Here is a 22,644-nt window from a genome sequence, read left to right as displayed (position 1 = left end):
CAATGTGGTTTTATAATTATATAAAACCACACTTTTTATTCAAAATATGTCATATGGTAAAAGCGTTAAACTCTTTTTAACTGATGGTACGCTAAACGGAATTTTAACTGCTGAAATTACAAATTGGACAGGTCATATTGTATCTATACCTCGTAACCAAATTAGTTCTTTAATACAGAGAAAAGAAGCCAATCGTACTGGCATTTATTTTCTAATCAATGATGAGGAAGACCCTTTATATCCTAAAGTATATATTGGAGAATCTGATAATATTGGATATCGCCTAAAGCAACATGAAAATAAAAAGTTTTGGAATAAAGCTTGTATCGTGACAGGCAAAGATCAGAACCTAACAAAAACACATATTAAGTATTTAGAAAGTCGACTTATTCAAATTGTTTTATCTAATAGTCAATGTCAGCTTATAAATGCCACGACACACATATACGATAAATTACCTGAATCAGACAAGGTGGATATGGGATACTTTTTAGAACAAATAAAAATTATTTTACCTATCTTAGGCTACCATTTTTTAGAGGTATCAAAAATTACTCCACCTACTGATGATTTAGCAAAATTTATAATAAAAACAAAAGAGGTTTATGCAACCGCTAAAATAATCAAGGGTGATTTTTATGTTTTAAAAGGTAGTCAAGTCCGAAAAGATGTAAAAGATCCAAATTGTTGTTATTTGAAAAATTTAAGACCTAAATTAATTGCAGAAAAAATAATTGATCCCGAAACATATATTTTTACCAAAGATTATCACTTCAGCAAGCCTTCTGCTGCAAGTACTGTCATTTTAGGATATTCTAGTAACGGTCGTACAGCATGGAAACATGTAGAAACAAATCAAACATTTGCAGATTGGGAAGAATCTGCCCTGAACACTCAGGGCAAATCTAACTAACTAAACACCTGCTCAACTTTCCCTTTAAGAGTTTGTCCAATTAATGGCGTATTTTTGCCTTTAGACAACATTGTATTTTTAGTAAGTTGCCATTCAAGTGTTGGATCAATCACTACCCAACCTGCTTCTGCCTGCCATTTTCGTTCAAGATCAACCAATTTGGCAGGTGCAAGGGTTACTTTTTCTACCCACTCTAATGCGGTTAAGGCTTCTTGCTCCACTAAACTTAAACCTAAAGTAACATAAGTATCAAATGCACTAATACCCGACTCTGTTTCTGCAAATGGTGCCAATTTTGCAGATTCATTTAAAGGCTCATGATGCGTACAAATTGCATCAATAACCCCTTGGGCTAAGCCTTCACGGAGTTTTTGCTGATCTTTTAAGCCACGTAACGGCGGACGCACATGCGCAAGCGAATTAAAACCATCGATTAGTTCATCTGTTAAATGTAATTGATGCATAGCAACATCTGCACTTACAGGTAGACCTTTATCTTTTGCAATCCGAATGAGCTCAACCGATGCACCACAAGATAACAAGCTAAAATGTGCTTTTACCCCTGTTGCTTCTACTATTAACAAATATTTTGCAATTGCAGTGGTTTCTGCAAGTGGCGAAATCATAGGTAAACCCTGACGCGATGCGACAAACCCCTCATGCACACAACCATCTTTGGCAATGGTGGCTTCTTCAGGGTAAAAAATAACAGTTAAGCCTAATCCTGCTGCATATTCTAATGTGCGAATCACCACATCATCATCTTCAAAAGGTGCATTGGCATTTGAAACTGCCAAACAGCCGCCTTTTTTGAGCCCTGCCATATTTGCAGGTTGTTTACCTTGTAAGCCTTGAGTTTGTGCCCCAATAATATGCAGATGAATTTTTCCATCTAGCCATGCTTTTTCAACTAAACCATGAATGAGTGCACCGTTATCTTGCACAATGGGTTTAGAGTCTGGCGGCGTAACCACATGCAAAATACCATTTTGACGTGCTGCATTGCCTTCTGAACTTAACGTACCATGTTGCTGTTGACCTGGTTCACGCAAGCGTGCACATAAATCAAACATGGTTGGCATCAACCATTTACCTGCACCATCAATAGTTTGATCAACATGTTCTAAATGTTCAACACGGTGGTTACCGTCCAAAAAGACAGTTTGGATTGCATCTGTTTGTGTAGTCGGATCAAGTAAGCGAACATTTTCTATTTTAATTTTCATGCTGTTTGTCCTTGCATACTTAGCGCGAGCACTGCCATACGTACGGCAATCCCATTTGTCACTTGTTTTAAAATAACTGATTGTGCCCCATCGGCAATACTTGACGCAATTTCAACACCACGGTTCATTGGTCCTGGGTGCATCACAATACAACTTGGTTTAGCCAATTTTAAACGTTCTTCGGTTAAACCATACATCTTATGAAATTCAAGCTGTGAAGCAAGTGCTGGCGAATCAATGCGTTCGTTTTGGATGCGTAATGTGATAATCACATCACAGTCTTTAATGCCTTCATCCATATTATTAAATAAACGCACACCAAACTCTTCAAAACCAAATGGCAATAACGTATTTGGTGCAATCACACGCACATCAGTACAACCCAATGTTTGTAATGCTGCAATATCAGAACGTGCCACGCGTGAGTGTTTAATATCCCCAATAATGGCAATACTTAAATCTTTAAAATCCTTTTTGGTTTCACGGCGGATAGTCAACATATCCAACATAGCTTGGGTAGGATGTGCATGACGTCCATCGCCTGCATTAATGATCGCAACATTTGGGCACACATCTTTGGCAATAAAATGTGCCGCACCTGAAGATGAATGACGTACCACAAAAATATCTGCCGCCATCGCCTGTAAGTTCCACAGCGTATCGCGCAGTGTTTCGCCTTTAGATGTACTCGAGCGTGCAATATCAATATTTAGAACATTGGCAGATAAACGTTTTGCTGCTGCTTCAAAAGTCGTACGTGTACGGGTTGAATTTTCGAAAAATAGATTCATCACTGTTTTACCTTCTAATAGTGGCGAGGTAATCAGTTGTCCATTTTCATCAATAAAGCTTTGCGCTGTATCTAAAATTTGAGTGAGAGTTTGTTTTGAAAGACCTTCTATGGTCAAAAAATGCTTCAACTGCCCCTTGGGGTTCAGCTGAATTTGGCTCGGAGTATGCAATTGCGCAAGATGCATCAAAAATTCCTTTGTCTAGCCTTAAGTTGACCTATTGTAGCGGAAAATCTCAAGCACATTGATGGGAAAAAACGCACGCACAGACAGGCAAAAATACGTTAAAATCGCTCTTTGCTTGTTTGGTTTGGAAGTTTGCATGAATTCATCGCAACGTTTGTCTACATATTGGGTTACTTGTGCCGATGGCTTAGAGCTCTTACTCGAAGAAGAAATCGCTCAGCTTGGTGCAACGAATGTAGAGCGTAAAGCTGGACGCTTAATTTTCAAAGGGACATTAGAAACAGCTTACCGTATTTGCATGTGGTCACGTTTGGCATCACGCGTGGTATTGCCTATACACGAACACGTACTTGACCATACATTTGATGCTCGTGACGTGGCAGAAGAACTTTACGAAGGTGCCGTAAACTTTGATTGGTCTTTAATTTTTGCACCACAAAGTACATTTGCCATTCGTATTCATATCGACCGTGACATTAAAGTAAACAGCCAATTTGCAACTTTACGTGTCAAAGATGGCGTGGTCGATAGCTTTATGGAAGCGGTGGGGCGCCGTCCAAGTATCGACACAAAACAACCTGAAATTACCATGTACGTTCAAGCAGGTAAAACGTCGCATACGTACTGCTTAGATTTATCAGGTGATTCACTGCATAAACGTGGCTACCGTCGCTTCATGACCGATGCACCGATTAAAGAAAACCTTGCTGCAGCCATTTTGCACAAAGCAGATTTAAAAAATCGCCAACCTGATATGGTACTTGACCCAATGTGTGGTTCGGGTACATTTATTATCGAATCTTTAATGATTTTAACCGACCGTGCGCCAGGTTTAGTGCGTCGTTTTGGCTTTAACGGTTGGCATGGACACGACCATGAATTGTGGATGAGCATTAAAGCGGAAGCTGCTGAGCGTCATGCACAAGCATTAGAACAGCCACTGCCACAGTTTTATGCCTTTGATGCCGATTGGGATGCCATTAAAGCCACGCGTCAAAATATCATTGCCGCAGGATTTGAGTGTGTTTTAGACCATATTCAGCTAGAAGAACGCACACTTGCCGATTGGGGCGATTTTCCTGAACGTGGGAATGCTTTTATTGTCACCAACCCACCGTATGGTGAGCGTTTAGGTGAAAAAGCATCTAACCGTGCGTTATATCAAGGGATTTCAGCACTTTTACAAGACTATTTCCCAAATCAATATGCTGCCGTGATTGCATCGCAAGTTGAACAAGCCGATGTTTTAGCGTTTGCAGAGCCTCAAACGCTTCGTTTAATGAATGGTAAACTGCCAATTTATGTCCGTTTTGGTCATGTTAAGCCATCTGCAAGTGCACAACCGTTTTTAGTAAATTGGCAAGCACAACCTGTCGAAATTGAAGGTGCACAAGACTTTGCAAACCGCTTGCAAAAAAATATGACGGCACTCAAAAAATGGGCAGTCAAAGAAAATATTTATTGCTTACGTTTGTACGATGCAGATTTACCTGACTTTAACGTAGCAGTTGATTTATACGGCGATCGTTTACATGTACAAGAATATGCACCACCTAAACAAATTGACCCTGAAAAAGCAAAAAAACGATTTAACTTAGCGCTAGCAGTAATTCGTGCTGTAACAGGTTTAAATCGCGATGCTATCTTTATCAAAACGCGTGCTAAGCAAGCGGGTAAAAATCAGTACGAAAAACAAAGTACAGCCTCTAAACGCTTTATTGTACGTGAAGGTAAAGCTAAAATTTTAGTCAATTTAACCGACTATTTAGATACAGGCTTGTTCTTAGACCATCGTCAGATGCGTTTACGTATTGCACAAGAAGCTAAAGGCAAACATTTCCTTAACCTGTATAGCTATACATCTACAGCAAGTTTACACGCCGCACTTGGTGGTGCAGCAAGTACAACGAGCGTTGATTTATCAAATACTTATCTCAATTGGTCTAAAGAAAATTTTGTACTGAATGGTTTAACGATTGACCATGCAGATGAACAACATATGTTCTTTGCAAGTGACTGTTTTGAATGGTTAAAAGATGGGCACGAAACATACGACCTTATTTTTATCGACCCACCAACATTCTCAAACTCTAAAAAGTTTTATGGCACATTTGATGTACAACGTGATCACATCTCGTTGCTTAAACGTGCAATGAACCGCTTAAGTTCAGACGGTACACTTTACTTCTCTAACAACTACCGTGGTTTTGAGTTAGATGAAGAAATTGAAGCCATGTTTGACATTGAAGAAATCACCCAAGAAACGATTGGCTTAGATTACAAACGTAATCAAAAAATCCATCGCTCTTGGAAAATTAAACATTTCGGTGTTTAAAAGAAGAACCGAGGCAATCGCCTCGGTTTTTTTATTGTAGTTTACCGTTTTCAAATTTACCTGATAACGCCAATGTATGATCGGTTACTTTTGCATGATAAGCATCTGCGATTTGTTTGACATCATTTTCTGTCAATTCAGGGCGGATCAAACGCATAAAGCCTTTATCCACTTCTGCACTGTAATTAAACGTTAGATTTTGTGGCACTGTACGTATCATCTGTTCAAAATCTGTTGGATACGTACTTGGCTTCAGTGTTCCATCAAAATCAAAGGTTACTTTTTGATTATTTACTTCGAGCACATTTTGCTTAGAGTTAAATTTGAAGCCCTTTTCCAATAAAGGACTTACCGCTTTAACTAATTGACTTAAACGGTCTTGTTCAGACATACACGTTTCTTGTAAATGATTAATATCAACAAATGCTTTTTGTGCATCTGCTTTCGCAATATCTGTAATTTCTGTATTGAGTAAAAATTTATTTAACCTATACTGTCCAAATGTTGCATCTTGAATAGAAAATTTTTGAGTACCTGAAAATTTATTATTTTTATCAGAAACATTACCTGCATATTTGAGTTGATTAAGCTCTAAACGATCACCCCAATTTGCTTGAATTGATCCAATGCTTAGTTCCGATGTACTTGCAATCAATTTATTGGCATAACTTTGATCTACTTTATAAACAATATTTTGGATCATTGACTGTTTATTACCTTCTTGTACAGTCAAATTTGGAATATTTAATACAATATCTTTAAAGAAAAGATCGTCATTTTCTTTTTTGGCTTTAAATGCTAAATCAATCCCTGCCCAATCAACTTTAAATTGGTCTTGGTTTTTAATAAAACTTGGACTTTTGGCTTGTACATCTGCTTGTCCAAACCAATTAATATGGGTATCAACTGTAGCTACAGGCTTATTATCAAACAGTTGCTTAATTTTGTTATCATCTACATCAATTTTTGAATGAATATCATAACCTGTCAAACCACGCGTTACATGATCATTACCCTTAATTACAATATTTTGCTCGGGATGACATGGGTCAACCGTAATTTCTGCTTCCCAAATAATATCACCCGAAAAAGTACCAACGTTATAATCTACTTTTTTAAATTTAATTTTTTTACCATCTTGTTTATCCATGCTGTAGATTGCTTTTAGCTCTTTATCTGCATAAACATTACCGCCAACAACACCCCCAACAACCAACACACCTGCCACAATTCCTATCACTTTCTTGTTATTACCTGACATTTTCCGTTTACTCATCATCTAAATTTTACAAATACTATACGCTTTAATATTTTATTTTTCAAAAACATAATGATTGATTACGGCTATAGCGATCAGCTAATTTTAACAAATCAGGAATTCTATTTTTACCATACATTTTCTTTGCTTGATTTTATGGATATCCCACAGCTGTCACATAAATAGGTTTTTGGCTTGTACCACGATATAACTCACATTCTTTAGGAGTTTCTTTAAAGTAATTTTTTTCTACCCCAATTACAGGTAAATGAACCTGTTTGTATAGGTACATCCCTAGACCATCTTTCTGATCAGCCCCCAAATGTACATATCCATCAACAACAACCGTTGTGCTAGGTTCTAAAATGGTCTCAAACAAAGATAAAATACATGGCAGCTCACGTTTGTAAAAAGCACCCGGCTCATAAAGCGCAATATCATCAATAATTTTAGTATAAATCTGAACAGGTTTTTGACTCTCTACATTTTCAAAAACAATACCTACTGCTAAATCTTTATTATCAAAATATCCAACATAAAAAACCCATATCCTAAGATATGGGCATTATAAATTAATTTAACTTCAGTTTATCAAACACCAGTTGTCCATCTTCGCCTTTAATCAAAATGGTATCCCCTGCTTGAAAATCCGTTGCCAAGATTTTTTGTGCAAGGCTATTTTCAACCTGTTGCTGAATTGCACGTTTGAGTGGTCTTGCCCCATAAATTGGGTCAAATCCTGCATCAATTAAGATGTCGAGTGCACTATCATCTATCTGTAAACCAATTTCTCGGTCTTCTAAACGATGACGTAAACGCGCAAGTTGAATATCGGCAATACCTCGAATTTGTGCTTTTTTAAGTGAATGAAAAATCACCAACTCATCAATACGGTTAATAAATTCAGGTCTAAAATGCTGACTTACTGCATTCATCACCACTGTACGTACATCATCTTCAGGGGCATCTTCACCCAATTCACGGACATCTTGTGAACCTAAGTTAGATGTCATCACAATAACCGTATTTTTAAAATCAATAATACGCCCTTGTGAATCTGTTAGACGTCCATCATCAAGCACTTGTAATAAGATATTAAACACATCAGGATGTGCTTTTTCTACCTCATCAAACAAAATAACACTGTATGGTTTACGGCGTACCGCTTCTGTTAGCACACCGCCTTCTTCATAACCTACATATCCTGGAGGTGCACCTACTAAACGGCTCACAGAATGTTTTTCCATAAATTCGCTCATATCAATACGAATCATGGCATCATCGCTATCAAACAAAAAGTTTGCCAAAGCTTTTGTAAGTTCGGTTTTACCTACACCTGTTGGTCCTAAAAACAAGAATGAACCACTTGGGCGGTTAGGGTCGGACAACCCTGCTCGCGAACGGCGTACGGCATTAGACACAGCAATAACGGCTTCATCTTGCCCAACAACACGGTTATGCAAAAAACTTTCCATTTGTAAAAGTTTTTCACGCTCACCTTGTAGCATTTTTGCCACAGGAATACCCGTTGCCGCACTCACCACTTCTGCAATTTCGTTTTCCGTCACTTTAGTACGAATCAATTTTGGTTCTTCGTTCTCTTCAGCAACTTCATCTTGATTGAGTGCTTTTTCAAGCTCAGGAATATCGCCATATTGCAAACGGCTTGCTTCTTCCCAATTTCCTTCACGCTGTGCTTTTTCTAACGCAATACGAGCTTGGTCTAATTTGACCTGTGCTTGTTTTGTACCTTCAACCAAGGTTTTTTCTTTGCGCCATACTTCTTCTAAATCATCATATTCACGCTGTAACTCGTCAATCTGATTTTGAAGATACGTTACTTCGCCTTTACTGCCGTTATCTTCGTCTTTTTTCACCGCTTCTAATTGCATTTTAAGCTGAATAATACGGCGATCTAAACGATCTAATGCTTCAGGTTTAGAGTCAATTTCCATCTTAATACGAGATGCTGCTTCATCAATTAAATCAATGGCTTTATCAGGTAGTTGACGGTCTGTGATGTAACGATGTGACATTTTAGCCGCCGAGATAATGGCAGAATCTAGAATTTTTACACCATGATGCACTTCGTAACGCTCTTTTAAACCACGTAAAATTGCAATTGTATCTTCTACACTTGGCTCATCCACCAATACTTTTTGGAAACGGCGTTCAAGTGCAGCATCTTTTTCAATAAATTGACGATATTCATCTAAAGTGGTTGCACCCACACAGCGTAACTCACCGCGGGCAAGTGCAGGTTTAAGCATATTTCCTGCATCCATTGCACCATCAGTTTTACCTGCACCTACAAGGGTATGCAATTCGTCAATAAACAAAATGATCTGACCATCTTGTTTTGCAAGATCATTTAAAACCGCTTTTAAACGCTCTTCAAACTCACCACGATACTTGGCTCCTGCAAGTAAAGCACCCAAATCGAGCGAAAGGACTTGTTTGCCTTTTAAGCTATCAGGCACTTCTCCATTTACGATGCGTTGTGCCAAACCTTCTACAATGGCAGTTTTACCTACCCCCGGCTCACCAATCAATACAGGGTTATTTTTAGTACGACGTGACAACACTTGAACTGTACGACGGATTTCATCATCACGCCCAATCACAGGGTCAAGTTTTCCTGATAAAGCACGTTCAGTTAAATTAATGGTGTATTTATTTAAAGAGTCGCGTTGATCTTCATAATTGTCTGTCATAACTTTGTCGTTACCTCTAATTTTTTCGATGACTTGGCGTAAATTTACCGCACTGTCTAATAATTTTTTAGTCGCACCCGACTCACTCAGTGCCAACATCACCCAATCTGTTGATACAAACTCATCACCTACTTTTTGAGCATAACGGTCTGCTAAATTTAAAACTTTTGCAGATTCCGCACTTAGATTAATATCACCTGTTGGATTACTCAGTGTAGGTGCATCTTTTAATGCTTGCTCTAACTGTTGTTTAAGCTGAGGTAAGTTTGCCCCTGCTTGTTGTAACAGACTTAAATTTGCAGGTTCATTAAGCAATGTGGCTAAAATATGGATAGGCTCTATTGCCGTGTGATCTTTACCCATTGCCAAAGATTGTGCCGATGAAAGTGCATTGGTTAAGCCTTTTGTGAATTTTTCAAATCGCATTATTTTTATTCCTCACAATGTTTTCTCTTAACTTATAAATGAGGGACAAATTATTTTTTTCAAGAAATTTAATTAATATTTTTCAGTAGTTTATCTTTTAAAATTGGATATAGCACTATATAGATATTTGTGCAAAAATTGAGTTTTCAAGCTAGAATTATGTTTATGAAAAAAATTTTATTACTCTGTTGTTTTTGCACAACAACCTACGCCCAACTTCCTCAACAATCACTGCGTGCAGGTGGCATTGCTGTACTCCCTCTACCAAGTAACGTACAACAGGTAAGCTATAATCATCAATCTGTTTTAATTACGCAGGAGCAAAATCAAAAATATGCAGTGGTGGGTATTCCACTTTCTACACCCGTTGGCACAACATATGCTCAAATAGACACACAATCTGTGCCTATTCATGTTCAACCTTATGCTTATGCAGAACAGCACATCAAACTACAAAACCAAAGTTATGTGCAACCATCTTCTATACAGTTAGAACGCTACAAAACTGAAGCACAAGAACAACATCAAATTTATACATCATTTACGCCAAGCAACACATTGCCTCAATTTATTGCGCCAACAAAAGGAAAATTTAGCAATTCTTTTGGACGAAAACGCTTTTTTAATGAAGAAGAACGCGCGCCTCATTCGGGCTTAGATATTCCTGCTCCTGTTGGACAAACTGTCATTGCACCTGCTGATGGTACAGTTGTTAAAACAGGCGATTACTTTTTTAATGGTAAAACGGTATTTATAGATCATGGGCAAGGCTTAATTACCATGCTATGTCATTTAAGCGAAATTGATGTACAAGCAGGACAAACCGTCAAACAGGGCGAAGCAATTGCAAAAGTGGGTAAAACAGGACGTGTGACAGGGCCACATTTACATTGGGGAATGAGTCTAAACGATGCCCGTGTAGACCCACAATTATTTATTGCTCGATAATTTCAAAATCGTGTGTAATGATTACACCACCGTCAGACAGCATTTTACTTGCAGAGCAATATTTTTCTGCCGAAAGCTCAACCGCTTTTGCTACCTGTTTTTCTTTGATATTTGTTCCTTTTACAATAAAGTGTAAATGGATTTTAGTAAAAACAGATGGAATACCATCAGAACGCTCTGCTTGTAATTCACATTGTACGTCTTGAATATCTTGGCGTGCTTTTTTTAAAATAGTCACAATATCAAACGATGCACAACCACCTAAGCCTGTTAAAATGAGCTCCATGGGACGCGCACCGCGGTTTTCACCACCAAATGCAGGTGAGCCATCCATCATAATACGATGTCCACTTTCGGTTTTACCTTCAAATGCAACATTCTCTAGCCATTGAACAGTTGATTTCATTGCAACTACCTAAAAAAAATATTATAAATTACCTGATGCGTTGTACACTAACACAAATTTTTTGGATATTTCCATACTAAAAGGCAGATTGATCTGTCTTTTCTTTTTTATACTTTGGAATACACAACATGCCTTTCCCCTTTGCAAGTGATGCCCTCGCCCCTCACCAGCTACCAGAATCGGTTAAAGCTTTACTTAAACGTGCCTATATCAACCGTCATCAAAAACGTAAAACGATTATTGAAGCTGGAAGCGAATCTAAATCGCTGTATTTAATTTTAAAGGGTTCAGTTTCTGTTATTTTACGTGAAGATGAAGAACGTGAAATTGTAGTTGCCTATCTAAATGCAGGTGACTTTTTTGGCGAAATGGGTTTATTTGAAACAGAACCTCATCGTACTGCAGAAGTACGTACACGTGAAATCAGTGAAATTGCTGAAATTTCATATGAAAACTTTATTGAGCTGAGTAAAGAATACCCTGATTTAAATTACGCAGTATTTGCACAACTCGCGCGTCGTTTAAAAAATACAACTCGTAAAATGACAGACTTGGCATTTATTGATGTTACAGGTCGTATTGCACGTTGTTTAATTGATTTAGCAAATCACCCCGAAGCGATGTTACTTCCAAATGGACGCCAAATTAGAATTACACGCCAAGAGATTGGACGTATTGTGGGCTGTTCCCGAGAGATGGTAGGACGTGTATTAAAATCTTTAGAAGAACAAGGTATGATTTATACCGAAGGAAAAGCAATTTTAATTTACGATAGTGCCCTAGAAAGTACAAAAGAATAAATTTTCCAAAGCAAATCCTTTGATTTGCTTTTTTTAACTCTGGAGATCTATATGAAATACAATCGTTTATCTAATACAGATATTGAGGTTCCAGAAATTTGTTTAGGTACAATGACCTTTGGTGAACAAAACACCATGCCTGAAGCATTTCAGCAACTTCATTATGCCCTAGAACAAGGTGTCAACTTTTGGGATACTGCCGAAATGTATCCTGTGCCACCCAAATCCGAAACACAAGGGGCAACAGAGCGTATTATAGGTGAGTGGTTTAAACAATACGGTGGACGCAATAACGTCTTTTTAGCTTCTAAAATTGCAGGTCCTGCTTTTGGTGGTGGTCATATCCGTGATGGGCAAACACGTTTTAATCAACACTATATTTCACAAGCCATTGATGGCTCACTAGAACGCTTGCAAACAGATTATATTGATTTATATCAACTCCATTGGCCAGAACGCACAACCAATTTCTTTGGTCACTTAGGCTATAATAATGAGATGGCAACCGCAGAAAACCATCATGCGACACGCTTTGAAGATACTTTATTAACTTTAGAACAAGAAATTAAAAAAGGAAGAATTCGTTATATTGGACTATCTAACGAGACGCCTTGGGCAACAATGAAGTTTTTACAGGTTGCAGAAAAACTTAATCTGAGTAAATTTGTAACTGTACAAAACCCATATAGTCTACTAAATCGTAGCTATGAAGTAGGCATGGCAGAAATTTCTAAATACGAAAATATTGGGCTTTTGGCTTATTCACCGCTTGCATTTGGTATGCTTACAGGGAAGTATCGTCATGGGGCACGTCCTCAAAATGGACGTATCACGAAATTTTCGCGCTTTACACGATACACCAACCCTCAATGTGATTGGGCAACTGAGCAATATGCACAAATTGCACAAAAACACGGGCTCACTCTCACGCAGTTGGCTTTAGCTTTTATTAAGCAACAGTTCTTTGTCACCAGTACAATTATTGGTGCAACCAATTTAGAACAACTTAAAGAAAATATTGGCGCATTTTCAATTCAGCTAAGCCATGAAATTTTAGCTGAAATTGAACAAGTGCACATTCAACAGCCTAATCCTGCACCATAAAAAAAGGGGAGGTACCCCCTTTTTTTATTTCCGACTATTATATATTGCCATAGCAGCAGGCAAGTTCTTACGCATTGCTTCTATGCGTTGTCCATTTGATGGATGTGTTGATAAAAACACAGGACCACCTGCTCCCTCTAAACTATTCATTTTTTGCCACAACGTTAATGCAGCTTGTGGATTATATCCTGCTTTTGCCATTAACATTAAACCACCATAATCTGCACGTGTTTCTAGATTACGCGAATAAGGTAATCCAACACCCACTTGCTTACCTAAGTCAATTGCCGCAGAACCAAATTGTCCAATGTTATTACCTGCATAAGACTTACCAATACCTACTGCAAGATTGGTTAGCGCATCTGCACCAAGTTTATTTTTTGAATGCTCTTCTAATGCATGGGTCATTTCATGTCCCATTACTGCCGCAATCTCATCATTAGTGAGGTTGAGTTTGTTGACAATACCTGTATAAAAGACAACCTTACCACCAGGCGCAACATAAGCATTTACTGTATCAGATTTAATAACAGCAAGCTGCCATTGAAATGCTTGTCCTGTTTGATTAATTTGATTGGCATAAGGTTCCATACGTACAAGAACGCTATTAATACGATTATAAGTACTTGAAGACGTATCTAATGTACCTTTTTGCTGGGCATCTTGGCGCATTTTACTAAAACTTTGTGCCGATGTTGCATTTAATGTTGCAGAATCTGCACCTGACATATCTGCAATTGTGGTACAGCCACTTAAACCCACTATACACATCATTACAATAAGATGTAACTTCATGATTTTAATCCCATCATGCTTAATTTATGGGAAAATCATATATAAATTCAAAACAAAGAGATATTATAATTTTGTTTATAAAAAACCGCAGTCTAAACTGCGGTTTTATTAGGCTTATGCCGAGAACGGATGACGTAAAATAATCGTCTCATCACGGTCTGGACCCGTTGAAATAATATCAACAGGACAACCTACTAGCTCCTCTAAACGCTTAACATAAGCCAAGGCATTTTTTGGAAGTTGATCAATACGAGTTAAACCAAATGTCGTCCCTTCCCAACCTGGTAAAGTTTCGTAAATTGGTTTTAAGTGTTCAAAAGAAATAGCATCTGATGAGCCAACACAGCCTGAATCTGCATCCTCATAGCCCACACAAATTTTAACTTCTTTTAAGCCGTCTAAAACATCAAGTTTTGTTAGGCAAATACCACTTAATGAGTTTACTTCTACCGAACGGCGCAAAATAACAGCATCAAACCAACCACAACGGCGCTGACGACCTGTTGAAGCACCAAACTCATTACCTACAACACCTAAGTGTTTACCTACAGCATCACCTGTATCATTTGCAGCGTCATATACAAGCTCAGTTGGGAATGGTCCACTGCCCACACGCGTGGTATACGCTTTTGTAATACCAAGCACATAATCTAAGTGTAAAGGCCCCAAACCAGAACCCGAACTCACGCCACCTGCTGTAGTATTAGAACTGGTTACATATGGATAAGTACCATGGTCAATATCAAGTAAAGAACCTTGCGCACCTTCAAACATAATTGGTTTGCCCGCTTTACGGAACTCATGCAATGTTTCAGTGACATCAATCACAAGTGGACGTAAAACTTCACGCCATTCATTACACAGTGCCATCACATCATCAAACGCAATAGCTTCTACACCATAAAATTGCGTTAACTGAAAGTTATGTAACTCTAACATTTCGTGTAATTGTTGCTCTAATGCTTCGCCACCACGAATTAAATCTGCAACGCGGATTGCACGGCGTGCCACTTTATCTTCATACGCTGGCCCAATACCACGCCCTGTTGTACCAATTTTTGCATTGCCACGTTTAAGTTCACGCGCTTGGTCAAGCGCAATATGGTTTGGTAAAATTAATGGACAGTTTGGCGAAATACGAAGGCGATCTTTAACAGGCACATCTTCTTTTTCTAGAATATCCATTTCTTTAATTAAGGCAGCAGGCGAAAGCACAACACCATTACCAATTAAGCACAATACGTTTTCACGCAAAATACCCGATGGAATAAGATGTAAGACCGTTTTTTTACCACCTACAACAAGCGTATGCCCTGCATTGTGTCCACCTTGATAGCGAACAACCGCAGCCGCCTGATCAGTGAGCAGGTCAACGATTTTTCCTTTACCTTCGTCGCCCCATTGGGTACCCAGTACCACAACATTCTTGCCCATAATAGCCTCATCACATCATGCTGTTAAAATAAAAAAATCTGCTTAAGTTTGCACTTAAACAGATTCAATCACCCATTGCCCATTCGCATTTACCATTTGGTGGGTTGCTAAAGGCACAGAGCTTAAATCATCGTCACCTAAAAGCTGTACAACACGTAAGCCTTGTTGGCGTGCGGCTGTAATTGCCTCTATGAGTGTTTGTTCCAATCCTTTAGGTGCAACCACAGTTTGAATTTCTGCAAACTGTCCTGCACATAAAGCATATAAATCACAACTAAAACCTGTCGCAGGACGTGCACGCCCAAAATGTTGTCCAATACCATCGTAACGCCCACCTTGTGCAAGTGGTGCTGCACGGTTTGGTGCATATACGGCATACATTAAGCCGGTATGGTAGTGATAACTACGTAACTCAACCACATCAATACCAATATGCAAACCATTCCAACGGCTTTGAATGGCATGTACGGTTTGTTTTAAATCATCAAATGCTTTTTTAAATGTTTTATCGTTTAAAATATCTGCACTTAAATGCGTTTGTAACGCATCTAAATCACCTGCATAGCGACCAAGCGCATAAAAGTCTTGTCCACTTGCAATAGTTTTTGTTAGTTCTTCAAGTTCAGGTAACGCTTTACGCTGATATAAATCATGTAATGTACGTTCTGTATTCTTATCTAAACCTGCATGCTTAACTAAACTTCTAAATAAGCCGACATGTCCTAAATCTAAATGTGTATGCTCAAGTTCACCTGCATTTTCAAGCAATCCTAACATCACATCAATCATTTCTACATCAGCTTCAATGCTGTCATGTCCGTAAAGTTCTGCACCCAATTGTAATGGAGTACGAGACGAACTAAAGTTTTGTGGTTTAGTATGCAAAACTGTGCCTGCATAACAATAACGCGCCACGCCATCAACAGGATGAACATGGGCATCAATCCGTGCCACTTGTGGTGTAATATCCGCACGCACACCAAGTAAACGACCCGATAATTGATCAATTACTTTAAAGCTAACAAGGTCTAAATCTTGATTAGCTTCAGACAATGATGAAAGAGATTCAATATATTCGATAAATGGTGTGTATACCAATTGATATCCGCGTGATGCGAGGAAATCGAGAGAATGTCGACGAAGTGACTCAATAATATGTGCTTGTTCTGGTAATACATCTGCCACCCCATCAGGTAGCAACCATGTCTCTGATATTGGCATGTCTCAAACCTAAAATCTGGTCAAAGCGAATTAACTCGCATAAAAAAATCGGGAACACACCCGATTTATCTAAGTGTAGCATGATACTTTTTACCATGCACCTGTGTTTTAAACAAATTTTATTTACAGTGGTAAAGCAGTGGTTTGCTTAATTTGTTGCAAAGGAATTTCGGTTTTAACATTTTGAATTCCTGATATTTTACTTAAATGTTGAATCTGAAATTTACGATAAGCTTCTAAATCCTCAACAACAATTCGCAAAAAGAAATCACACTCACCTGCAATGAGTTGGCATTCTACTACCTCAGAAAAGGCTGTTACCGCCTCAACAAATTCATTCACAGTTTTTTCGTCTTGCCCACGTAACCAAATCCTTGCAAATACCGTTAGCCCTAAATTCACGCTTAATGGATCAACTAATGCTACATATTTTTGAATGATACCTTCATCTTCTAAATGCTTAACACGGCGTAAACACGGCGATGGCGATAACCCAACCTGTTCTGCAAGTTCATTATTGGGTAACTTGCCATGTTGTTGTAATACTTGCAAAATTTTCTTATCAATATGATCCATTTGGCACCCCATGCTGTCTTTCTTCTATATTGTAGAATTGCATGCCAATTTAAAGCAAATAAAAGTGAATTTTAGTGCCTTTCACTCCTTGAGTTACCATAAAATAGCGTTTTTACTTTTGTTCTATTGTATGCCAATGTCCACCCATCAAGATTTTATTCGTGGCTTAAAAGTCTCTGTACCTATGTTGGTTGGTATTATTCCTTTTGCTTTGGTCTTAGGTACACAAGCCACTCAAAAAGGTTTTAATTTAATTGAGCTTCCACTACTCACAGGGCTTAATTTTGCAGGAGGCTCAGAGTTTGCCATTTTAGAAATGTGGAGCAATCCGCCACAATTTCTTATGCTTATTTTTATTACCTTTTTAGTGAATAGTCGGCATTTATTGATGGGTGCAAGTTTAGTACCTCACTTAAAACACTTACCCAATAAAAAAGCCTATACCGCGTTATTTTTTATGTGTGATGAAAGTTGGGCAGCAGGATTGCAAGATGCTAAACAGCAGGGCTTTAATTTACGTTTTTATGCAGGTGTATGTTTTGCGCTGTATATTGTTTGGCTCACGTTTACCACCCTTGGCGGTTATATTGGTCCCATTTTAGGAGATATCAATCGTTTTGGTTTTGATATGGCATTTCCTGCGGTATTTTTAGTTTTATTACGGGGAATGTGGCAAGGCATACAAGCGGCTCGACCATGGCTGATCAGTTTAATTACCGCCGCACTTGCTTATTTATACTTACCACAAGGGTGGTACGTTCCTATTGGTGCGCTTTCGGGTATTGCTTTTGCTGTATTTTTAGGAGCATCAGAAGAATGAGTACTATTTTAGCCATTTTTTGTATTGCACTTACCACGTATTTAACGCGTGTTTTAGGTTATGCTTGCCTTAAAAATAAAACACTTACGCCTAAACAAACACAAATCTTAGAGGTTGTGCCGGGTTGTATTTTAATTTCGGTGATTGCACCTTATTTTGTCAAAGACAACCCTGCTGATCTCTGTGCAATTATCATTACGCTTATTGCAGCATCACGTTTTTCGCTATTGCCCACCGTTTTTATCAGCATGTTTGCAACTGCAATTTTACGTTATATGCTTCCTTAATTAAAAGAGGCACATAAATCTAATAAACGATTTGCATAGCCCCACTCATTGTCGTACCACGCATAAACTTTTGCTTGACGTCCAACCACCATTGTTTGTGTTAAATCAACAATAAGTGAATAAGGTGAATGATTAAAATCACTTGAAACCAAGTATTCTTCTGTTGTATCCATAATTTCAGAATGTAGTGCAGCTTGCTTGAACACCCGATTAATCTGTTCTGCAGTTAATTCAGTTTGAGATACAAAAGTTAAATCAATAGCAGCAACATTAATCGTTGGTACACGAATAGAATAACCATTGATACGGTTCTCCATTTGTGGCATTACTTGTTTGAGTGCACCTAATGCACTTGAAGTCGTGGGAATAATGTTATAACCCGATGCGCGCGCACGGCGTAAATCACGATGAGCATGATCAAGCACCATTTGGTCGGCAGTCACCGCATGTACTTCTGTCATTAATGCACTTTCTATTCCAAAATGTTCTTCAATGACTTTAACTAACGGTACTAACGCTTGTGTTGTACAAGAAACACTTGAAATAATTTTATCTGTCGCTTTGACTTCATGATGATTAACACCATACACAATTGCGGCATCAACCCGATCAAATGGGGCAGCCCCTACAATGACACGTTTTGCACCTGCCGTTAAATGCTTAGACGCATCATCATAAGAACGGAATAAACCTGTACATTCAAGCACCACATCAATGTGTTGCCATGCAAGTTGTTCAGGGTTAGCTTCTTGAAAAAACTCAACTTGCATTTCGTGATTTTTAGTTTTTATATTTAAATATGTATGCTCTTTTTCATAAATAATATCTGCCGTACCATCAAAACGCCCATGTGTAGAATCGTATAAAAATAAATGGCGTAGGGTTTCAATATCAGCAATGTCATTAATAGCAACAATCGAAAATGGTTTTGGGTTTTCAAACCATGCACGAACGACATTACGCCCTATTCGTCCAAACCCATTAATTGCGATTTGTTGCATGATTATTCCCTTTATTTAAATAAAACCCGATCATACACGATTCAGCTTTAATGCTCACTACTGGCTCATCTTAAAACTAACATTGGTCTAAACCTAATTTTTCGCTATAATTTATGGTTATTCTTATACATATATTTTGGAGTGACTTGTTAGTGAGTACACGTTTTATGACATCAGCTGAAATTCGTGAAGCCTTTTTGCATTTCTTTGAAACCAAAGGTCATACGCGTGTAGCCTCGAGTTCTCTCGTGCCTGCAAACGACCCCACATTACTCTTTAATAATGCAGGTATGAACCAGTTTAAAGACTGCTTTTTGGGCTTAGATAAACGCGCTTACACACGTGCCACGTCATCACAAAAATGCGTACGTGCAGGCGGTAAACATAACGATTTAGACAACGTTGGCTATACTGCGCGTCACCACACTTTCTTTGAAATGCTTGGTAATTTCTCATTTGGCGATTATTTTAAAAAAGACGCCATTCATTTTGCATGGGAATTTTTAACGGACGTTTTAGGTTTAGATAAAAACCGTTTGTATGTGACGATTTATCATACAGATGATGAAGCATTTGATATTTGGCACAAAGATATTGGTTTAACGCCAGACCGTATTATTCGCATTGGCGATAACAAAGGCGAAAAATACGCATCAGACAACTTCTGGGCAATGGGCGATACAGGTCCTTGTGGGCCATGTTCAGAAATTTTCTATGATCACGGCGAGCACATTTGGGGTGGTTTACCAGGTACCCCTGAAGAAGATGGTGACCGTTTCATCGAAATTTGGAACAACGTATTCATGCAGTTTAACCGTACTGCTGATGGCGAACTACATCCACTTCCTGCGCCTTCTGTAGATACAGGTATGGGGTTAGAGCGTATTTCTGCTGTTTTACAACACGTTAACTCAAACTACGATATTGATTTATTCCAACACCTCATTAAAGCAGCAGCACAAATTGTAGGTATCGAAGATCAAGGACAGCCGTCTTTACGCGTTGTTGCCGATCATGCTCGTTCATGCTCGTTCTTAATTGCCGATGGTGTTACACCAAGCAATGAAGGACGTGGTTACGTATTACGTCGTATTATCCGTCGTGCTGTGCGTCATGGTAACAAGCTTGGGGCAACAGGAAGTTTCTTCCACAAAATGTTACAACCTCTTATTGATGTGATGGGTAACGCTTATCCACAACTCATTGAAAACCGCGAACGTATTGAAGCAGCACTACTCAAAGAAGAAGAGCAATTTGCTAAAACCCTTGAGCAAGGTTTAAAAGTGTTAGAAACTGAATTAGCTCAACTTAAAACTAACGTTATTCCGGGTGAAGTTGTATTTAAACTTTACGATACGTACGGCTTCCCTGCTGACTTAACAGCTGATATTGCACGCGAACGTGAACTTACTATTGACGAAGCAGGTTTTGAAACTGAAATGGCAGCACAGCGTCAACGTGCGCGCGATGCAGGTAAATTTAATATCGACTATAACAGTATTGTTAAAGTAGACAGTACGACACAGTTTGATGGCTACGATGCAACTCAAGGTCAAGGTCAGATTATTGCAATCTATAAAGATGGCGAACAAGTTGAGACAATTAATGAAGGTGAAGAAGCCTTAATTGTACTTAATCAAACACCTTTTTATGCAGAAAGTGGCGGCCAGATTGGCGATACAGGTACATTTAAAAATGATACAGGTATTTTTGAAGTTCAAGATACTAAAAAATCAGGTAACGCATTTGTACATCAAGGTATTGTCACTGTTGGTCGCTTAGAAGTTCAGCAACATGTAAATGCACATGTAGACGCAAATTTACGTGCAGCTACTGCGCGCAACCATTCTGCAACACATCTTTTACATGCCGCGTTACGTCAGGTTTTAGGTAATCACGTACAACAAAAAGGGTCTCTTGTTGCATCAGACGTATTACGTTTTGACTTTGCAAATGAACAACCTGTTAGCTTTGAACAACTCCAAGAAATTGAACGCCTTGTAAACCTAGAGGTAATTGCTAATACTGCTGTAAGCACCGAGCTTTTAGACATTGAAAGTGCCAAAGAAAAAGGTGCAATGATGTTATTTGGCGAAAAATATGGCGATGAAGTACGTGTTCTTAGCATGGGCTCAATTATTGATGACAAGAACTTCTCTATTGAGTTGTGCGGTGGTATCCATGTTAATCGTACAGGTGATATTGGCTTATTCAAAATCACTTCCGAAGGCGGTGTGGCTGCAGGCGTACGCCGTATTGAAGCAGTAACAGGTCAAAAAGCGATTGAAACTGCCCAAAAAGCTGACTCAACAATTTATCAAATTAATAGCATTTTAAAAGCACAGAAAGATCAAACATTTGATAAAGTACAAGCAACTGTTGAGCATACAACTGTATTGCAAAAACAAATTGAACAACTTAATCAAAAGTTAGCGAATTTCCAAGCCTCTGAACTTATGAACCAAGTTGTAGAAATTAAAGAACGTCAAACTTTAGTTGCAATTGTTCAAAATGTAGATGCAAAATCGCTTCGTCACTTACATGACAGCGTTAAATCTAAACTAGAAGATGCTGTGATTGTACTTGCAGGTGTAGAAGGTGAAAAAGTAAGCCTTCTTGCTTCTGTTGCAAAACAATATATAACTCAAGTAAAAGCGGGCGATATTATTAAACACCTAGCAACCGAACTTGGTGGTAAAGGTGGTGGTAAGCCTGATTTAGCACAAGGTGGCGCGCCACTTAATGAGAAGTTTAACTCTGTTCTTCAAGCACTACCTGCTTGGCTTGAACAAAAATAGAAAAACTTTCAAATATGGCACTTATTAGTGCCATATTTATTTAAGATTACAAAAATACTTATTACCCATCTAACACAATAGAATAAATTATTTACCTTATATTTATAATTAAGGAAAATAAAATGCCAATTACAATAGGAAATTTTCTAAAAAAACGTTTAAAAGAAATTAATATCAAACATCTCTTTGGTGTTGCAGGAGATTTTAACCTCGATTTTTTAGAATTATTAGAAAAAGATGAGACTTTACAATTTATTGGTAACTGTAATGAATTAAATGCAAGTTATGCAGCAGATGGATATGCAAGAATAAATGGGGTTGGTGCTGTAATTACAACGTATGGGGTTGGTGATTTAAGTGCAATCAATGGTATTGCAGGTGCCTATGCTGAAGATGTTTCTCTCATTCATATATCGGGAGTTCCTCCATTGCATGCCATACAAAATCATGCACTACTGCACCATACGTTAGTAGATGGAAATTATAAAAATATATCCAAGTGTTTATCTGAGTTTACAATTGATCAGGCATATATCACCCCACAAAATGCAGTTGAATAAATTGATCGACTCTTTAAAATTTGTATAACTTCGAAAAAACCTGTT

20 protein-coding genes are annotated in these 22,644 nt (G+C 38.2%); 9 read left to right on the top strand and 11 right to left on the bottom strand.

What is annotated here, in order from left to right:
* The first annotated feature begins 46 nt into the window (after positions 1-46).
* Positions 47-913, top strand: coding sequence for a GIY-YIG nuclease family protein (locus tag PCI70_RS01255; RefSeq protein WP_269913533.1), 867 nt, complete (start codon positions 47-49; stop codon positions 911-913).
* On the opposite strand, the gene PCI70_RS01250 is transcribed toward PCI70_RS01255, so the two are convergent.
* Together PCI70_RS01250 and PCI70_RS01245 are read right to left on the bottom strand one after the other, a co-directional pair.
* A complete protein-coding gene (locus PCI70_RS01250) occupies positions 910-2,139 on the bottom strand; it encodes a dihydroorotase (RefSeq protein WP_269913532.1) in 1,230 nt (409 codons plus the stop codon). The genes PCI70_RS01255 and PCI70_RS01250 overlap by 4 nt on opposite strands.
* Positions 2,136-3,116 carry an aspartate carbamoyltransferase catalytic subunit gene (locus PCI70_RS01245; protein WP_269913531.1) on the bottom strand — a complete coding sequence of 327 codons (981 nt, stop codon included), beginning with the start codon at positions 3,114-3,116 and terminating at the stop codon, positions 2,136-2,138. Before PCI70_RS01245 ends, PCI70_RS01250 begins: the two co-directional genes overlap by 4 nt.
* Before the next feature lie 136 nt (positions 3,117-3,252).
* On the opposite strand from PCI70_RS01245, the gene rlmKL reads away from it, so the two are divergent.
* The gene (gene rlmKL, locus PCI70_RS01240) at positions 3,253-5,451 is read left to right on the top strand and encodes a bifunctional 23S rRNA (guanine(2069)-N(7))-methyltransferase RlmK/23S rRNA (guanine(2445)-N(2))-methyltransferase RlmL (protein ID WP_269913530.1); all 2,199 of its coding nucleotides are present in this window, start codon (positions 3,253-3,255) and stop codon (positions 5,449-5,451) included.
* Between the two features lie 31 nt (positions 5,452-5,482).
* Here the strand turns inward: rlmKL and PCI70_RS01235 are convergent, their stop codons facing one another.
* From PCI70_RS01235 to clpB, 3 genes are all read right to left on the bottom strand, one after another.
* On the bottom strand, positions 5,483-6,712 hold the full coding sequence (locus PCI70_RS01235; protein ID WP_269913529.1) for a DUF945 family protein: 1,230 nt from the start codon (positions 6,710-6,712) through the stop codon (positions 5,483-5,485).
* 151 nt (positions 6,713-6,863) lie between these two features.
* Positions 6,864-7,259 carry an endonuclease V gene (locus PCI70_RS01230; protein WP_333473515.1) on the bottom strand — a complete coding sequence of 132 codons (396 nt, stop codon included), beginning with the start codon at positions 7,257-7,259 and terminating at the stop codon, positions 6,864-6,866.
* 22 nt (positions 7,260-7,281) lie between these two features.
* Positions 7,282-9,849: an ATP-dependent chaperone ClpB gene (clpB, locus tag PCI70_RS01225; RefSeq protein WP_269913528.1), complete on the bottom strand. Its 2,568-nt coding sequence runs from the start codon at positions 9,847-9,849 to the stop codon at positions 7,282-7,284.
* 159 nt (positions 9,850-10,008) lie between these two features.
* Between clpB and PCI70_RS01220 the strand changes: the two genes are divergently transcribed.
* A complete protein-coding gene (locus PCI70_RS01220) occupies positions 10,009-10,797 on the top strand; it encodes a peptidoglycan DD-metalloendopeptidase family protein (protein WP_269913527.1) in 789 nt (262 codons plus the stop codon).
* Here the strand turns inward: PCI70_RS01220 and PCI70_RS01215 are convergent.
* A complete protein-coding gene (locus PCI70_RS01215) occupies positions 10,784-11,203 on the bottom strand; it encodes an OsmC family protein (RefSeq protein ID WP_269913526.1) in 420 nt (139 codons plus the stop codon). The genes PCI70_RS01220 and PCI70_RS01215 overlap by 14 nt on opposite strands.
* A 128-nt stretch (positions 11,204-11,331) precedes the next feature.
* Between PCI70_RS01215 and crp the strand changes: the two genes are divergently transcribed.
* On the top strand, positions 11,332-12,003 hold the full coding sequence (gene crp / locus PCI70_RS01210) for a cAMP-activated global transcriptional regulator CRP (RefSeq protein WP_269913525.1): 672 nt from the start codon (positions 11,332-11,334) through the stop codon (positions 12,001-12,003).
* Between the two features lie 51 nt (positions 12,004-12,054).
* Positions 12,055-13,107: an NADP(H)-dependent aldo-keto reductase gene (locus tag PCI70_RS01205; protein WP_269913524.1), complete on the top strand. Its 1,053-nt coding sequence runs from the start codon at positions 12,055-12,057 to the stop codon at positions 13,105-13,107.
* 24 nt (positions 13,108-13,131) lie between these two features.
* Here PCI70_RS01205 and PCI70_RS01200 read toward each other — a convergent pair whose 3' ends face one another.
* The 4 genes from PCI70_RS01200 to PCI70_RS01185 form a co-directional block, all read right to left on the bottom strand.
* Positions 13,132-13,902, bottom strand: coding sequence for a M48 family metallopeptidase (locus tag PCI70_RS01200; RefSeq protein ID WP_269913523.1), 771 nt, complete (start codon positions 13,900-13,902; stop codon positions 13,132-13,134).
* 114 nt (positions 13,903-14,016) lie between these two features.
* The gene (locus PCI70_RS01195; protein WP_269913522.1) at positions 14,017-15,336 is read right to left on the bottom strand and encodes an adenylosuccinate synthase; all 1,320 of its coding nucleotides are present in this window, start codon (positions 15,334-15,336) and stop codon (positions 14,017-14,019) included.
* A 54-nt stretch (positions 15,337-15,390) separates the two neighbouring features.
* The gene (locus tag PCI70_RS01190) at positions 15,391-16,557 is read right to left on the bottom strand and encodes an ATP phosphoribosyltransferase regulatory subunit (RefSeq protein WP_269913521.1); all 1,167 of its coding nucleotides are present in this window, start codon (positions 16,555-16,557) and stop codon (positions 15,391-15,393) included.
* A 123-nt stretch (positions 16,558-16,680) separates the two neighbouring features.
* Positions 16,681-17,133, bottom strand: a complete 453-nt coding sequence (locus PCI70_RS01185; protein ID WP_269913520.1) for an Lrp/AsnC family transcriptional regulator — start codon at positions 17,131-17,133, stop codon at positions 16,681-16,683.
* 130 nt (positions 17,134-17,263) lie between these two features.
* On the opposite strand from PCI70_RS01185, the gene PCI70_RS01180 reads away from it, so the two are divergent.
* On the top strand, positions 17,264-17,953 hold the full coding sequence (locus PCI70_RS01180) for an AzlC family ABC transporter permease (RefSeq protein WP_442865128.1): 690 nt from the start codon (positions 17,264-17,266) through the stop codon (positions 17,951-17,953).
* Positions 17,950-18,240 carry an AzlD family protein gene (locus PCI70_RS01175; protein ID WP_442865126.1) on the top strand — a complete coding sequence of 97 codons (291 nt, stop codon included), beginning with the start codon at positions 17,950-17,952 and terminating at the stop codon, positions 18,238-18,240. The genes PCI70_RS01180 and PCI70_RS01175 overlap by 4 nt, the downstream gene beginning before the upstream one ends.
* On the opposite strand, the gene PCI70_RS01170 is transcribed toward PCI70_RS01175, so the two are convergent.
* Positions 18,237-19,241 (bottom strand): type I glyceraldehyde-3-phosphate dehydrogenase, encoded by a 1,005-nt coding sequence (locus PCI70_RS01170; protein ID WP_269913518.1) that lies wholly within the window; start codon positions 19,239-19,241, stop codon positions 18,237-18,239. The two genes, PCI70_RS01175 and PCI70_RS01170, sit on opposite strands and share 4 nt — an antisense overlap.
* A 167-nt stretch (positions 19,242-19,408) precedes the next feature.
* On the opposite strand from PCI70_RS01170, the gene alaS reads away from it, so the two are divergent.
* Positions 19,409-22,039 (top strand): alanine--tRNA ligase, encoded by a 2,631-nt coding sequence (gene alaS / locus PCI70_RS01165; RefSeq protein ID WP_269913652.1) that lies wholly within the window; start codon positions 19,409-19,411, stop codon positions 22,037-22,039.
* A gap of 122 nt (positions 22,040-22,161) precedes the next feature.
* Entirely contained in the window at positions 22,162-22,599 is a 438-nt protein-coding gene (locus tag PCI70_RS01160) for a thiamine pyrophosphate-binding protein (RefSeq protein ID WP_269913517.1), read from the top strand.
* Positions 22,600-22,644 lie beyond the last annotated feature (45 nt).

It is taken from the genome of Acinetobacter sp. HY1485 (assembly GCF_027568475.1).
In the GTDB taxonomy this organism is placed as follows: Bacteria; Pseudomonadota; Gammaproteobacteria; order Pseudomonadales; family Moraxellaceae; genus Acinetobacter.
Note: the sequence above shows the minus strand (reverse complement) of the source record. Positions and strands in the feature narration are given on the sequence as shown.

Bases quoted from the DNA above. Each gene is read 5' to 3' on its own strand.
- PCI70_RS01255 (WP_269913533.1), top strand. From the start codon at position 47: ATGTCATATGGTAAAAGCGTTAAACTCTTTTTAACTGATGGTACGCTA.
- PCI70_RS01250 (WP_269913532.1), bottom strand. From the start codon at position 2,139: ATGAAAATTAAAATAGAAAATGTTCGCTTACTTGATCCGACTACACAA.
- PCI70_RS01245 (WP_269913531.1), bottom strand. From the start codon at position 3,116: ATGCATCTTGCGCAATTGCATACTCCGAGCCAAATTCAGCTGAACCCC.
- rlmKL (WP_269913530.1), top strand. From the start codon at position 3,253: ATGAATTCATCGCAACGTTTGTCTACATATTGGGTTACTTGTGCCGAT.
- PCI70_RS01235 (WP_269913529.1), bottom strand. From the start codon at position 6,712: ATGTCAGGTAATAACAAGAAAGTGATAGGAATTGTGGCAGGTGTGTTG.
- clpB (WP_269913528.1), bottom strand. From the start codon at position 9,849: ATGCGATTTGAAAAATTCACAAAAGGCTTAACCAATGCACTTTCATCG.
- PCI70_RS01220 (WP_269913527.1), top strand. From the start codon at position 10,009: ATGTTTATGAAAAAAATTTTATTACTCTGTTGTTTTTGCACAACAACC.
- PCI70_RS01215 (WP_269913526.1), bottom strand. From the start codon at position 11,203: ATGAAATCAACTGTTCAATGGCTAGAGAATGTTGCATTTGAAGGTAAA.
- crp (WP_269913525.1), top strand. From the start codon at position 11,332: ATGCCTTTCCCCTTTGCAAGTGATGCCCTCGCCCCTCACCAGCTACCA.
- PCI70_RS01205 (WP_269913524.1), top strand. From the start codon at position 12,055: ATGAAATACAATCGTTTATCTAATACAGATATTGAGGTTCCAGAAATT.
- PCI70_RS01200 (WP_269913523.1), bottom strand. From the start codon at position 13,902: ATGAAGTTACATCTTATTGTAATGATGTGTATAGTGGGTTTAAGTGGC.
- PCI70_RS01195 (WP_269913522.1), bottom strand. From the start codon at position 15,336: ATGGGCAAGAATGTTGTGGTACTGGGTACCCAATGGGGCGACGAAGGT.
- PCI70_RS01190 (WP_269913521.1), bottom strand. From the start codon at position 16,557: ATGCCAATATCAGAGACATGGTTGCTACCTGATGGGGTGGCAGATGTA.
- PCI70_RS01185 (WP_269913520.1), bottom strand. From the start codon at position 17,133: ATGGATCATATTGATAAGAAAATTTTGCAAGTATTACAACAACATGGC.
- PCI70_RS01180 (WP_442865128.1), top strand. From the start codon at position 17,264: ATGCCAATGTCCACCCATCAAGATTTTATTCGTGGCTTAAAAGTCTCT.
- PCI70_RS01175 (WP_442865126.1), top strand. From the start codon at position 17,950: ATGAGTACTATTTTAGCCATTTTTTGTATTGCACTTACCACGTATTTA.
- PCI70_RS01170 (WP_269913518.1), bottom strand. From the start codon at position 19,241: ATGCAACAAATCGCAATTAATGGGTTTGGACGAATAGGGCGTAATGTC.
- alaS (WP_269913652.1), top strand. From the start codon at position 19,409: ATGACATCAGCTGAAATTCGTGAAGCCTTTTTGCATTTCTTTGAAACC.
- PCI70_RS01160 (WP_269913517.1), top strand. From the start codon at position 22,162: ATGCCAATTACAATAGGAAATTTTCTAAAAAAACGTTTAAAAGAAATT.